Genomic DNA, 12,735 nt, shown 5'->3' on the forward strand with positions numbered 1-12,735 from the left:
AACCAGGGTTCTCCAAATGAACACCACCGAAAGCCTCAAGGACTACCAGCGCGTTCGCATGCTGGCGATCCGTTCGTTGTTCGAAATCATCGAGCAATCGAGCGAAGGCACGGTGATTGTCGACCGCGACGCCAATATCGTCTGGATGAACGAACGCTACGCCCGGCGCTTCGGCCTGGCATCGGCAGAAGTCGCGATCGGCAAAGCCTGCGAAAGCGTGATCCCCGGCAGTCTGCTGCGCGAGGTGGTGCGCACTGGCCGGCCGATCCTGCTGGACATGCAGGACACCCCCAAAGAACCGCTGGTGGTGATGCGCCTACCGATTCATGACGATGCCGGCGCGGTGATCGGTGCCATCGGCTTCGCCTTGTTCGACGAATTGCGCAGCCTGTCGCCGATGCTTAAGCGCTACCTGAGCATGCAGGAAGAACTGGCCTCCACCCGTTCGCTGCTGCGCGCGCGGCAAGCCAAGTACAACTTTGCTCATTTCATCGGCACCAGCGCCGCCAGCCTGGAAGTTAAACGCCGGGCCCGGCGCAGTGCCAGCGCCGAGTCGCCGGTGTTGCTGCTCGGTGAAACCGGCACCGGCAAAGAGCTGCTGGCCCAGGCGATCCATGGCGCTTCGCCACGGGCGCACAAGGCGTTTGTCAGCATCAACAGCGCGGCGATTCCCGAATCATTGCTGGAGGCGGAGTTCTTCGGCACCGCCCCCGGCGCGTTTACCGGCGCGGACCGCAAAGGCCGGATCGGCAAATTGCAGATCGCCCAGGGCGGCACGTTGTTTCTTGATGAGATCGGAGACATGCCGCTGCCCCTGCAAAGCAAGTTGCTGCGGGTGCTGCAGGAAAAAGAATTCGAGCCGGTGGGCTCCAACGAAGTGATCCAGAGTGATGTGCGGGTGATTGCCGCGACCTCAACGGACCTGGAAGCGGCGATCAAACGCGGCGAATTTCGCGCCGATTTGTACTACCGCCTCAACGTGCTGCCGATCCACGTTCCGCCGCTACGCGACCGGCTCGACGATATTCCGGCCTTGAGCGAAGCGATCCTTGAAGAACTGCGCAGTCAGCATGAGCTGAACCGCGAAGCGCAGGAGTTGCTGGGTCAACATGCCTGGCCGGGGAACATTCGCGAGTTGCGCAACGTGCTGGAACGCGCAGCGCTGCTTAGTGATGACTTGATGCTGAATGCGGCGGATATCCGGGCGGCGATTGGTACGTTTACGCCGGTTGAGCGTGTAATACCGTTGTCAGTCGAGACCGCGGGCCATGAGACGTTCAGTGAGGCTCGGGAACGATTTGATCGGCAATTGATTGAAGCCACCCTGGCGCAATGCGGGGGGAAGGTGATTGAAGCGGCGGTGCGGCTGGGGCTTGGGCGGTCGACGTTGTACAAGAAGATGGTGGCGTTGGGGATTGCCGAGTCTCAATAAAGAGACAGACATCTCTATTGGTAGATGAGGCCTCTTCGCGGGCGAGCCTCGCTCCTACAGGTGCAAGGTGTACGCACCATCCGTGAATAGCGCCTCCCCCTGTAGGAGCGAGGCTTGCCCGCGAAGGCGTCCGCCAGATCACTAAAAATCTCAAAACAGAGACAAAAATCAGCAAAGTCGTTTCAAAAAACAACAATATCCTTATATTTCAACAAGTTAATGATATGGCACGATTCCCGCTAAAGCCCTCTCCCACAAAAGATCCACCCTACAAAAATAACAATTCCAGGAGACACACCCATGAGTGTGATCATTGCCTTGGCAGCCCTCGCGCTGCTGATGCTGGCTGCTTACCGTGGCTACAGCGTTATCCTCTTTGCCCCGATTGCCGCCCTCGGCGCTGTCCTGCTCACCGATCCTTCCGCCGTCGCCCCTGCGTTCACCGGGGTGTTCATGGAGAAAATGGTCGGCTTCATCAAACTGTATTTCCCGGTGTTCCTGCTCGGTGCGGTGTTCGGCAAGCTGATTGAGCTGTCGGGTTTCTCGCGCTCAATCGTCGCGGCGGCCATTCGCTTGCTCGGCACCCGCCAGGCCATGCTGGTGATCGTGTTGGTCTGCGCCCTGCTGACTTATGGTGGCGTGTCGCTGTTTGTGGTGGTGTTCGCGGTTTATCCGTTTGCGGCCGAGATGTTCCGCCAGAGCGACATCCCCAAGCGGCTGATCCCGGCGACCATCGCCCTCGGCGCGTTCTCCTTCACCATGGACGCCCTGCCCGGCACCCCGCAAATTCAGAACATCATCCCCAGCACCTTCTTCAACACCACCGCCTGGGCCGCGCCGTGGCTGGGGCTGATCGGGACGATTTTCGTGTTCTGCACCGGCATGCTGTTCCTCCAGCGCCAACGCAACAAAGCCCAACGGGCCGGCGAAGGCTACGGCACCGAACTGCGCAACGAGCCGGAAACTGCTACAGATATCAAGCTGCCGAACCCTTGGATCGCCCTGTCGCCGCTGTTGATGGTCGGGGTCATGAACTTGCTGTTCACCCACTGGATTCCGCTGTGGTATGGCAAAACCCATACACTCGCGCTGCCGGGCATGGCTACGCCGGTGACCACCGAAATTGCCAAGCTCACAGCGATCTGGGCCGTTCAAGCAGCGTTATTGATCGGCATCATCATGGTGCTGGCGTTCGGCTTCCAGGCGATTCGCAGCAAGTTGGCCGAAGGCAGTAAAAGTGCGGTCAGCGGTGCATTGCTGGCGGCGATGAACACCGCTTCGGAATACGGCTTTGGCGCAGTGATCGCCTCGCTGCCGGGTTTCCTGGTACTGGCCGACTGGCTGAAAAGCATCCCCAATCCGCTGGTCAACGAAGCCATTACCGTGACCTTGCTGGCCGGCATCACCGGGTCCGCATCGGGCGGCATGAGCATCGCCTTGGCGGCGATGTCGGAGCAATTCATCAGCGCCGCCCACGCGGCCAATATTCCGCTGGAAGTGCTGCACCGGGTCGCCGCGATGGCGAGTGGCGGCATGGACACCCTGCCGCACAACGGCGCGGTGATTACCTTGCTGGCGGTGACCGGCCTGACGCACCGCGAAGCCTACAAAGACATTTTCTGTATTACGATCATCAAGACCCTGGCGGTTTTCGTGGTCATCGGTACTTTCTACGCCACTGGCATTGTGTGAGGCATTCATGACGAATCTTACTGGCAAGACCGCACTGGTCACCGGCTCCACTAGCGGCATCGGCCTGGGCATCGCCCTCAGCCTCGCCAAGGCTGGCGCCAACGTGGTCCTCAACGGTTTCGGCGACGCATCCAAGGTGATTGCCGAAGTGCAACAGTTTGGCGGCAAGGTCGGGCATCACCCGGCCGACGTCAGCAACCCGGAGCAAATCGCCGAGATGATTGCCTACGCAGAACGTACGTTCGGTGGCATCGACATTCTGGTGAACAACGCCGGTATCCAGCATGTGGCTGCGGTGGAAGACTTCCCCGTAGAGCGCTGGGATTCGATCATCGCGATCAACCTGTCGGCGGTGTTCCACAGCACGCGCCTTTGCCTGCCGCGTATGCGCGCCAAAAATTGGGGGCGAATCATCAACATTGCCTCGGTTCACGGTCAGGTCGGGTCGGTGGGCAAAGCGGCGTATGTCGCAGCCAAGCATGGGGTGATCGGGTTGACCAAGGTCGTTGGCCTTGAAACCGCGACGACCCAAGTGACCTGCAACGCTATCTGCCCAGGCTGGGTGCTGACGCCGCTGGTGCAGAAACAGATCGACGATCGCGCCGCCACCGGGATCGACCCGCAGCAAGCGCAGCACGATTTGCTGGCCGAGAAGCAGCCTTCGCTTGAGTTCGTGACGCCGCCGCAACTGGGCGAACTGGTGCTGTTTTTGTGCAGCGAGGCCGGCAGTCAGGTGCGCGGTGCGGCGTGGAATATTGATGGTGGGTGGTTGGCGCAGTGATTAGCCGCTAGCCCCCTGTGGCGAGGGGGCTGCCCCAGATCGGCTGCGAAGCAGTCGTAAATCCAGGCGAATCGGTTGAATGAGGGAATGCAGGGGGTCGCTTCGCAACCCGACGGGAGCAAGCTCCCTCGCCACAAAAAACAAATGCGCGTGCAAAAAGAAAAATAAGGGGACACTGATGTCAGACGTTTTATGGCAACCCAACGCCGAGCGCATCGGCAAGACCCGCATTGAGGCCTTTCGGCGCTTTATCAATCAGCGGCATCACCTCAAGATCGACGACTACCCTGCCCTGCACCAATGGTCCATCGATCAGCGGGAGACGTTCTGGCAGGCAATCGTCGATTTCTTCGAGATCCGTTTTCACGAACAACCCGACGTGGTGCTGCGTGAAGGCCCGCTCATGCCTAGCGCCGAGTGGTTCCCCGGCGCGACCCTGAACTTCGCCGAACATTTGCTGCGGCGTCGTGACGACGCCGTGGCGGTAGTCGCCGTGGCTGAGAACGGTCAGCGCGAACAATTGACCTGGGCCGAACTGGCCAGCCATGTCGCCGGTTTCCAGAACAGTTTGAAAGCCGCTGGTGTCGGCCAAGGCGACCGGGTCGCAGCGTGCATGCCCAACACCTGGCAAACCCTGGTCGCGATGCTCGCCACCACCAGCCTCGGGGCGATCTGGTCCTGTTCTTCGCCGGACTTCGGCACCCAAGGGGTGATCGACCGTTTCGGCCAGATCGAGCCAAAGGTACTGCTCACCTGCGCCGGTTATCGCTATGCCGGCAAAGAGATCGACCAACACGCCAAGGTCAACGAAATCCTCGAACGGCTGCCAACCTTGCAGCAGTTGATCGTCGTGCCTTACGCACTGCCACAGGCGCACATCGAACATTTCCACACTCAGGCCAACGTGTCGCTTTGGGAGGACTTTTACGACATTGGCGGCGACCCGGATTTCGTTCCAGTGCCGTTCGCCCATCCGCTGTACATCCTCTATTCCAGCGGCACCACCGGCGTGCCGAAGTGCATCATCCACAGCACCGGCGGCGTGCTGCTGCAACACGTCAAGGAACACGGCTTGCATTGCGATCTCGGCCCCGGCAGCCGTTTGTTCTACTACACCACCTGCGGCTGGATGATGTGGAACTGGCTGGTCTCGGCCCTGGCGGTCGGCAGCGCCATCGTGTTGTACGACGGCTCACCGTTTCATCCAGGCCCTGAACGTTTGATCGACCTGATCGACGACGAGCGCATCAACGTCTTCGGCACCAGCCCCAAGTTCCTTGCGACCCTGGAAAGCAGCGGCCTGAAACCTCGACTGAGCCACGACCTGAGCAGCCTGAAAACCCTGCTCTGCACCGGTTCGGCGTTGTCACCGCAGAGTTACGATTTCGTCTATCGCGACTTCAAATCGGACGTGTGCCTGGCCTCGATGTCCGGCGGCACCGATATCGTTTCGTGCTTCGTCAACGGCAACCCGATGTCCGCGGTGCGGCGTAGCGAGATGATGGGCAAGAGCCTGGGCATGGCGGTCGAGGTCTGGAACGACGCCGGTCAAGCGGTGATCGGCGAAAAAGGTGAGCTGGTGTGCACCCGGCACTTTCCGGCGATGCCGATTGGCTTATGGAACGACCCGACTGGGGAAAAACTTCGCGCCTCGTATTTCAGCCAGTTCCCCGGCGTCTGGGCTCAGGGCGACTACGCAGAACAACTGCCCCACGGCGCAATGATGATTCACGGGCGTTCCGACGCCGTACTCAACCCCGGTGGCGTGCGCATTGGCACGGCGGAAATTTACCGGCAGGTGGAGAAAGTACCGCAGGTGCTGGACAGCGTGGCCATCGGTCAGCAGTGGCAGGATGACGTGCGGGTGGTGCTGTTCGTGCGGTTGAAGGACGGCATCGTTCTTGATGAATCACTGCAGCAGCAGATTCGCCAAGTGATCCGCGCCAACACCACGCCTCGGCATGTGCCGGCGAAGATCCTGGCGGTGACGGACATTCCGCGCACCATCAGCGGCAAGGTGGTGGAGTTGGCGGTAAGGAATGTGGTGCATGGGCAACCGGTGAAAAACACCGATGCCCTGGCCAATCCCGAGGCGCTGGAACAATTTCGCAATCGCCCAGAGCTCACGGACTAGAACGCAAATCTATTGTGGGAGCGAGCTTGCTCGCGATAGCGGACTGTCAGTCGACATTTATGCTGAACGACATGACGCTATCGCGAGCAAGCTCGCTCCCACATTTGACCGGTGTCAGTCCAGGAGTCCCCATTCACCGGGCGGTGGCTGTGGGCCCGGTACTGCATCGGCATGCAACTTCAACCGCAGCCGCAAGTTGTTCAGCGAATCCGCATGTTTCAACGCCTCGTCCTCACTGATCGCCCCCTCCACAACCAACGCATACAGCGCCCCGTCAAACGTCTGCATCCCCAGCTCCACCGACTTCTCCATGATCCCCTTGAGCTCATCAAATTCATTGCGCCGGATCAGGTCGGCAATGGTCGGCGTCCCCAGCATCACTTCCACCGCCGCCCGGCGTTGACCGTCGAGTGTGCGCACTAGCCGTTGAGAAACGAAGGCCTTGAGGTTGTTGGCCAGGTCATGCAGCAGTTGCTCCCGGCGCTCCTGCGGGAAGAAATTGATAATGCGGTCCAGCGCCTGGTTGGCGTTGTGGGCATGCAACGTGGAGATCACCAGATGGCCGGTGTCGGCAAACGTCAAGGCATGCTCCATGGTTTCGCGGTCGCGAATTTCACCGATCAGCACCACATCAGGTGCCTGGCGCAGGGTATTTTTCAATGCCGTATGAAAACTGCGGGTATCGACGCCGACTTCCCGCTGGTTAATGATCGATTTCTTGTGGCGATGGATATATTCCACCGGGTCTTCGATGGTGATGATATGGCCGCTGCTGTGGCGGTTGCGGTAATCGATCAAAGCCGCCAGGGACGTGGATTTTCCCGAGTCGGTCGCGCCGACGAAGAGCATCAGCCCTTGCTTGAGCATCACGGTATCGAGCAGTACGGACGGCAGGTTGAGGTCTTCGAAGCGCGGAATGTCGAGTTTGATGTTGCGCGCCACGATCGATACGTCATTGCGCTGTTTGAAGATGTTGACCCGGAAGCGTCCGACCCCGGCCAGGGAGATAGCCAGGTTCATTTCCAGTTCTCGCTCGAACTCCAATCGCTGTTCGGCATCCATGATGGACGCGGCAATGGCAGCGACTTCCCCTGGTTTGAACCGTTGATCAGACAAGGATTTGAGCACACCGTCGAACCGTGCACTGGGTGGCGCGCCAGTGGAAAGGTAAAGATCGGAGCCCTCCTGGCTCGCCAGTTGCCGCAACAGCACATCGATTTCCATGGCAAAAAACACCCGCGAAGCATTCAATGAACAGATATGACCCGAAACAGTGACGCATCGGGCCATCCAGCGTCTACCGCCTAGCAAGGATAGTAGACGCAGCCACACCGACTTACGTGCAGGACATCTTGATGAACGCATCACCGACTGGCAGCGATGCCCAGGCCCTGATTGCCCGACTGGACTGGCGCCGCAGCCCTTTGGGCGCCGCCAGCACCTGGCCGCAGAGCTTGCGAACTGCGGTGGACATCGTGATTCACTCGCCCATGCCCATGCTCTTGCTGTGGGGCCCGCAGCTCACGCAGATCTACAACGACGGCTTCGCCCTGCTGGCGGGCAACAAGCATCCTCATGCTTTCGGACAGCCCGCGCACCAGATCTGGCCAGAATTAAAAGACTTTACTGACCCGATCTACAGCGCCGTCCTACAAGGACAGGTGCGGACCTACAGCGAACAACGCTTTACCTTGCAGCGCGACGGGCAAGATTCCGACTTCTGGCTGGACTTGACCTACAGTCCGATCCGCGATGAAAGCGCTCAGGTGGCCGGGATTCTGGTCACCGCCATCGAAACCAACGAGCGGCGCCGTATTGCCCTCGAACTCGAACAGCGCTCCGCCGCCAGCCTCAAGGCCCAGCACGAAACCGAACAGCGTCTGCAACTGGCCCTGGCCGCCACCGATGCGGTCGGCACCTGGGACTGGGACATAGGCGAAGACCGTTTCATCGCCGACGCCCACTTCGCGCAACTGCACGGTGTCGACCCGGCCATGGCCAGCCAGTTGCCGATCAGTGATTACCTGCATGGCGTCCACCCGGAAGACCGGGCGATGATTGCCCGCAGCATCAAGCATTGCATCACCCACGGCACCGAGTACGCCGAGGAATATCGCTTGCTGCAACCCGACGGCCAGTTGCGCTGGGTGTTTGCCCGGGGTCGTTGCTACAAGGACCACCATGGCCGGCCGATGCGCTTTCTCGGCGCAGCCCTCGACCTGACTGAACGCAAACACACTGAACAAGCCTTGCGCCAGAGCCAGACTGAGCTGCAGTTGATCATCAACGCCATGCCGATCCTGATCAGCTACGTCGACCGCGAGGAACGCTTCCGCCTGAACAACGCCGCGTACCTCGACTGGTACGGCCTGACGCCTCAGGAGCTGTTTGGCAAAACCATCCATGAAGTGCTCGGTGACGAGAACTATTCCACCCGCGCCCACTACGTTGCCGAGGCGCTGGCCGGCCGGCCCTGCTCGTTCAGTATCGACACCCCGCATCGGGACGGCAGTATCCGCAGTGCCCTGATGAATTACTTGCCACGACACGGCTCAGACGGCTCGGTCAACGGTTTCTACATCTTCGTGATCGACGAAACCGAGCGTAAAGAAACCGAAGAAGCCCTGCGCAACCTCAATGAAACCCTCGAAGAGCGCGTGATCGCTCGTACGCAACAATTAGCCGAGGCCAATCAACGCCTGCAAAACGAGATGTTCGAGCGCGAGCGTGCCGAAGACGCGTTACGGCATGCGCAGAAGATGGAAGCGGTGGGTCAACTCACCGGCGGTATCGCCCATGACTTCAACAACATGCTCACCGGGATTATCGGCAGTCTCGACCTGATGCAGCGCTACATCGCCGATGGGCGCACCGCCGAGATCGGCCGTTTCACCGAAGCGGCGGTGTCCTCCGCCAACCGGGCAGCGGCCCTGACTCACCGCCTGCTGGCGTTCTCCCGCCGTCAGTCGCTGGACCGCAAACCGCTGAACGCCAATGAGTTGATTCATTCGCTCGAAGACCTGCTCAGCCGCACCAAGGGCGACCATATCGAGCTCATGCTGCAACTGGCCGACGATGTGTGGTCGGTCAGTACTGACGTCAGCCAACTGGAAAACGCCCTGCTCAACCTGGTGATCAACGCCCGGGACGCGATGCCCGATGGCGGCCGGTTGCTGATCGAAACGGCCAACGTCTACCTCGACGGCAGCGACAGCACGTCGCTCGAAGCAGTCAAGGCCGGGGACTATCTGATGATTGCCGTCAGCGACAACGGCACTGGCATGACACCGTCGGTGTTGGCCAAGGCGTTCGAGCCGTTCTTCACCACCAAACCCATCGGCCAGGGCACGGGCCTGGGGTTGTCGATGATCTACGGCTTTGCCCAGCAGTCAGGCGGACATGTCAGCCTCGACAGCCTGCCGGGCCAAGGCACCTGCGTACGCCTGTATTTGCCACGGTTGCACCTCGGTGCGCCGCAAGACACGTTGCTGCCGGTGACTGGCGACGCGCCCTCGGCGATTGCCGGCGAAACGGTGGTGCTGGTGGAAGACGATCCGGCGGTGCGCATGCTGGTGCTCGATTTGCTCAATGAGCTGGGCTATCACGCCCATGAAGCCGAAGACGCCAGGGCGGCCCTGCCTTTGCTCGAGTCCGACTTGCGCGTGGACCTGTTGGTGACCGACGTCGGGCTGCCGGGGATGAATGGCCGGCAACTGGCGGAAATCGCCCGTCAGCATCGCCCGGACCTCAAAGTGTTGTTTATGACGGGTTACGCGGAGAAAGCCGCCGAACGCCAGGGTTTCCTGGAGGAAGGCATGGACATGGTGGCCAAACCGTTTTCCATCGACCTGCTGGCCAACAAGATTCGCACGATGATCGGCCAACCAGAGTGAGTTGAGGCATAATCCCGCGCCCCGCTGTCACCACCGTTGCAAGGTACCTGCCCCATGAAAGCTCAAGCCCGCCATATTCTGGTGAAAACCTCGGAAGAAGCCGAGCAGCTCAAACAACGCATCGCCAAGGGCGAAGCCTTCGATGTGCTGGCCAAAAAATACTCCACCTGCCCGTCCGGCAAGCGCGGCGGCGATTTGGGTGAAGTGCGGCCGGGGCAGATGGTTGGAGTGATTGACGCGGTGATCTTCAAGAAACCGCTGCGGGTGGTGCATGGGCCGATCAAGAGCAAGTTCGGGTATCACTTGGTGCAGGTGTTTTATCGGGATTGAGCGGTTGGCTTGAGGGCCTCTGTGGCGATGGGGCTTGCCCCCGTTCGGCTGCGCAGCAGTCGTAAGCCTGTGGATTCGGTTTATCTGAAAGAATGCCGGGGCGGCTTCGCCACCCAACGGGGGCAAGCCCCCTCACCACAAAATCTCTTCACCGCAGAGATTGTGTTTCAGGTTTTGGGAATGAGTGCACCCGGGACTTGAATCACTTGGCTCGCCAACCGATGCCCCGCCTCGGCCGCCTCAACCGGGCTCCCGCCCTTGAGCCGACTCGCCAGATACGCCGCACTGAACGAATCCCCCGCCGCCGTGGTGTCCACCACGCGCTCGACCTTCTGCGCCGGCACTTCGAACGACTCACCGCCACAGCGAATCAAGCACGCCTCGGCGCCACGCTTGAGCACCACTTCCGGTGTGCCGATCTGCTCGTAGGCGTCAAACACTGCCTCGCTATCGGAAAAATGAAACAGTGCCTGTTCGTCATCGACGGTCAGCAGCGCCAGGTCCACGTACGGCAAGACACTGCGATACGCAGCCCGCGCCTCCTCCAGCGATGCCCACAGCCGCGGCCGGTAGTTGTTGTCGAAGACAATTCGCGCATCCCGCTGCCGGGCCTCGGTCAGGGTTTCCAGTAACTTCTCCCGACCTTGCTCGCCCAGCACCGCCAGAGTGATGCCACTGAAATACAGCACGTCGTAATCCGGCAATGCCGCCAGTATCGGTGCGGCTGTCGGGGTGGTGAAGCAACTGCGCACGGCGGCTTCGTTGCGCCAGTAAAGGAAGCGTCGCTCGCCAGCGGCATCGGTCTGGATGCAATACAAGCCTGGCAAACGACCGGGTAACCGCTGAACCATCTCCAGGCCGATGTTCTCGGCCGCCCAGCTCTGGCACATGGCATCGCTGAAGCTGTCATCGCCCAGGGCGGTGACGTAATCCACCGTGCCACCTTCGCCCAGTTCCCGGGACAGGTAGACCGCCGTGTTCAGGGTGTCGCCGCCGAAGCTTTGTTGCAGGCTGCCATCGGCCCGCTGCTGCAACTCGATCATGCACTCGCCGATCAGGGCGATGCGCGGGGTGTTGGGGCCGAGGGTGTTGATGGTGTTCATGGGTGTGGGGTCTCAGGTGATGCGATGTTGTCTGGAAGGATGCCTTCGCGGGCAAGCCTCGCTCCTACAGGTTTGCGATCACTCGCGAACAACACGATCCCGTAGGAGCAAAGCTTGCCCGCGAAGGCCGCACCTCGGTTTCAGGCCTTAGAAACAGGTTTCCATGGTTTCAATCACCTGCAACTGCTCATCCACCAGACACCCGGTGCGCCACTTGTCGAACGTCAGGCACGGATGTGAAGTACCGAAAGAAATGATGTCCCCCACCCGCAATTCAACCCCCGGCGCCACGGTCATGAACGCATGCTGGTCCATCACCGCCGTCACCTTGCAGGCGCTCACATCGTCGCCCACCGCCGGCAGCACGCCGGCCTTGTAACGCAACAACGGCACCGGCAGGCCGGCGTCATACGCCACATCGCGCTTACCGAGGGCGATCACTGCGAAGCCTGGTTCCGGCATCGACTGAACATGCGCCCAGATTTCCAGCGCCGGACGCAAACCTTCATGCAAATCGCTGCGACGGTCGAGCACGCAGCACTGCGCTTCTTTATAGATGCCATGGTCGTGGGCGACGTAACTGCCGGGGCGCAGCACGCTGAGAAAGCGACCGCCGGCGTTCTGGGCTTCGAAGGATTCGGCAATCAGGTCGTACCAGGCAGAGCCCGAAGCGGTGATGATCGGCTTGGGAATTGCGAACGCCCCGCTGTCCTGCAACTGCACCGCCAGACGCACCAGGGAAGAAGCAAATTCACGGATGCCGCTGACCGCGTGATCGCCATGAATCACCCCTTCGTAGCCCTCGATACCGGTCAACGCCAGCGCCGGCTGCGCTGTGATGGCTTTGGCCAGCTCGATCACTTCCAGCTCGCTGCGGCAGCCGCAACGACCGCCGACCACACCGTATTCGATCATCACGTTCAACCGCACGCCGCGGGAGGCGAAGTACGCGCCGAGGTCAGCAACGTTGTCCGGGTGATCGACCATGCAATGGAATTCGAAAGTCGGGTCCGCCAGCAAGTCAGCGATCAACGCCATGTTCGGCGTGCCGACCAGTTGGTTGGCCATCAACACCCGACGCACGCCATGGGCGTAAGCGGCACGGGTCTGGGTCGCGCTGGCCAGGGTGATGCCCCAGGCGCCGGCGTCCAGTTGGCGGCGAAACAGCGCCGGGGTCATGCTGGTTTTACCGTGGGGCGCCAGTTCCGCGCCGCTGTTGCTGACAAACGCCTGCATCCAGCGAATGTTGTGTTCCAGCGCTTCACGGTGCAACACCAGCGCCGGCAGGCTGACGTCGCGCACCAGATGCGCGCCGGTGTGCGCAAAGCCCTTTTCTACGGCAGCAGTCGATTCGGCAGAAGACATGGTCA

Annotated in this window: 9 protein-coding genes; 6 read left to right on the forward strand and 3 right to left on the reverse strand. The window is 60.7% G+C overall.

Going from position 1 to position 12,735, the window contains the following annotated elements:
- Positions 1 to 16 precede the first annotated feature (16 nt).
- From AC1MEW_RS22525 to AC1MEW_RS22540, 4 genes are all read left to right on the forward strand, one after another.
- Complete coding sequence (locus tag AC1MEW_RS22525; protein ID WP_201256887.1) at positions 17 to 1,432, forward strand: sigma-54 interaction domain-containing protein; 1,416 nt, start codon at positions 17 to 19, stop codon at positions 1,430 to 1,432.
- Positions 1,433 to 1,732: 300 nt separating this feature from the next.
- On the forward strand, positions 1,733 to 3,124 hold the full coding sequence (locus AC1MEW_RS22530; RefSeq protein ID WP_201204017.1) for a GntP family permease: 1,392 nt from the start codon (positions 1,733 to 1,735) through the stop codon (positions 3,122 to 3,124).
- Positions 3,125 to 3,131: 7 nt separating this feature from the next.
- Positions 3,132 to 3,905 carry a 3-hydroxybutyrate dehydrogenase gene (locus tag AC1MEW_RS22535; protein ID WP_201204019.1) on the forward strand — a complete coding sequence of 258 codons (774 nt, stop codon included), beginning with the start codon at positions 3,132 to 3,134 and terminating at the stop codon, positions 3,903 to 3,905.
- Positions 3,906 to 4,083: 178 nt separating this feature from the next.
- Complete coding sequence (locus tag AC1MEW_RS22540; protein ID WP_201256888.1) at positions 4,084 to 6,039, forward strand: acetoacetate--CoA ligase; 1,956 nt, start codon at positions 4,084 to 4,086, stop codon at positions 6,037 to 6,039.
- Positions 6,040 to 6,153: 114 nt separating this feature from the next.
- On the opposite strand, the gene AC1MEW_RS22545 is transcribed toward AC1MEW_RS22540, so the two are convergent.
- Positions 6,154 to 7,263: a PilT/PilU family type 4a pilus ATPase gene (locus AC1MEW_RS22545; protein WP_322268332.1), complete on the reverse strand. Its 1,110-nt coding sequence runs from the start codon at positions 7,261 to 7,263 to the stop codon at positions 6,154 to 6,156.
- A gap of 131 nt (positions 7,264 to 7,394) precedes the next feature.
- Here AC1MEW_RS22545 and AC1MEW_RS22550 point away from each other — a divergent pair, with 131 nt between their 5' ends.
- Positions 7,395 to 9,932 carry a PAS domain-containing hybrid sensor histidine kinase/response regulator gene (locus tag AC1MEW_RS22550; protein WP_201256889.1) on the forward strand — a complete coding sequence of 846 codons (2,538 nt, stop codon included), beginning with the start codon at positions 7,395 to 7,397 and terminating at the stop codon, positions 9,930 to 9,932.
- A 54-nt stretch (positions 9,933 to 9,986) separates the two neighbouring features.
- Positions 9,987 to 10,262 carry a peptidylprolyl isomerase gene (locus tag AC1MEW_RS22555; RefSeq protein ID WP_007898282.1) on the forward strand — a complete coding sequence of 92 codons (276 nt, stop codon included), beginning with the start codon at positions 9,987 to 9,989 and terminating at the stop codon, positions 10,260 to 10,262.
- 167 nt (positions 10,263 to 10,429) lie between these two features.
- On the opposite strand, the gene AC1MEW_RS22560 is transcribed toward AC1MEW_RS22555, so the two are convergent.
- Both AC1MEW_RS22560 and AC1MEW_RS22565 read right to left on the reverse strand, forming a co-directional pair.
- Positions 10,430 to 11,365 (reverse strand): sugar kinase, encoded by a 936-nt coding sequence (locus tag AC1MEW_RS22560; protein ID WP_480423710.1) that lies wholly within the window; start codon positions 11,363 to 11,365, stop codon positions 10,430 to 10,432.
- A 147-nt stretch (positions 11,366 to 11,512) separates the two neighbouring features.
- On the reverse strand, positions 11,513 to 12,730 hold the full coding sequence (locus AC1MEW_RS22565; RefSeq protein WP_201204029.1) for an amino acid deaminase: 1,218 nt from the start codon (positions 12,728 to 12,730) through the stop codon (positions 11,513 to 11,515).
- Positions 12,731 to 12,735 lie beyond the last annotated feature (5 nt).

The organism is Pseudomonas sp. ASL4 (genome assembly GCF_056680395.1).

What these genes read in the sequence shown, in the direction of transcription:
- AC1MEW_RS22525 (WP_201256887.1), top strand. Translation starts at nt 17, where the DNA reads ATGAACACCACCGAAAGCCTCAAGGACTACCAGCGCGTTCGCATGCTG.
- AC1MEW_RS22530 (WP_201204017.1), top strand. Translation starts at nt 1,733, where the DNA reads ATGAGTGTGATCATTGCCTTGGCAGCCCTCGCGCTGCTGATGCTGGCT.
- AC1MEW_RS22535 (WP_201204019.1), top strand. Translation starts at nt 3,132, where the DNA reads ATGACGAATCTTACTGGCAAGACCGCACTGGTCACCGGCTCCACTAGC.
- AC1MEW_RS22540 (WP_201256888.1), top strand. Translation starts at nt 4,084, where the DNA reads ATGTCAGACGTTTTATGGCAACCCAACGCCGAGCGCATCGGCAAGACC.
- AC1MEW_RS22545 (WP_322268332.1), bottom strand. Translation starts at nt 7,263, where the DNA reads ATGGAAATCGATGTGCTGTTGCGGCAACTGGCGAGCCAGGAGGGCTCC.
- AC1MEW_RS22550 (WP_201256889.1), top strand. Translation starts at nt 7,395, where the DNA reads ATGAACGCATCACCGACTGGCAGCGATGCCCAGGCCCTGATTGCCCGA.
- AC1MEW_RS22555 (WP_007898282.1), top strand. Translation starts at nt 9,987, where the DNA reads ATGAAAGCTCAAGCCCGCCATATTCTGGTGAAAACCTCGGAAGAAGCC.
- AC1MEW_RS22560 (WP_480423710.1), bottom strand. Translation starts at nt 11,365, where the DNA reads ATGAACACCATCAACACCCTCGGCCCCAACACCCCGCGCATCGCCCTG.
- AC1MEW_RS22565 (WP_201204029.1), bottom strand. Translation starts at nt 12,730, where the DNA reads ATGTCTTCTGCCGAATCGACTGCTGCCGTAGAAAAGGGCTTTGCGCAC.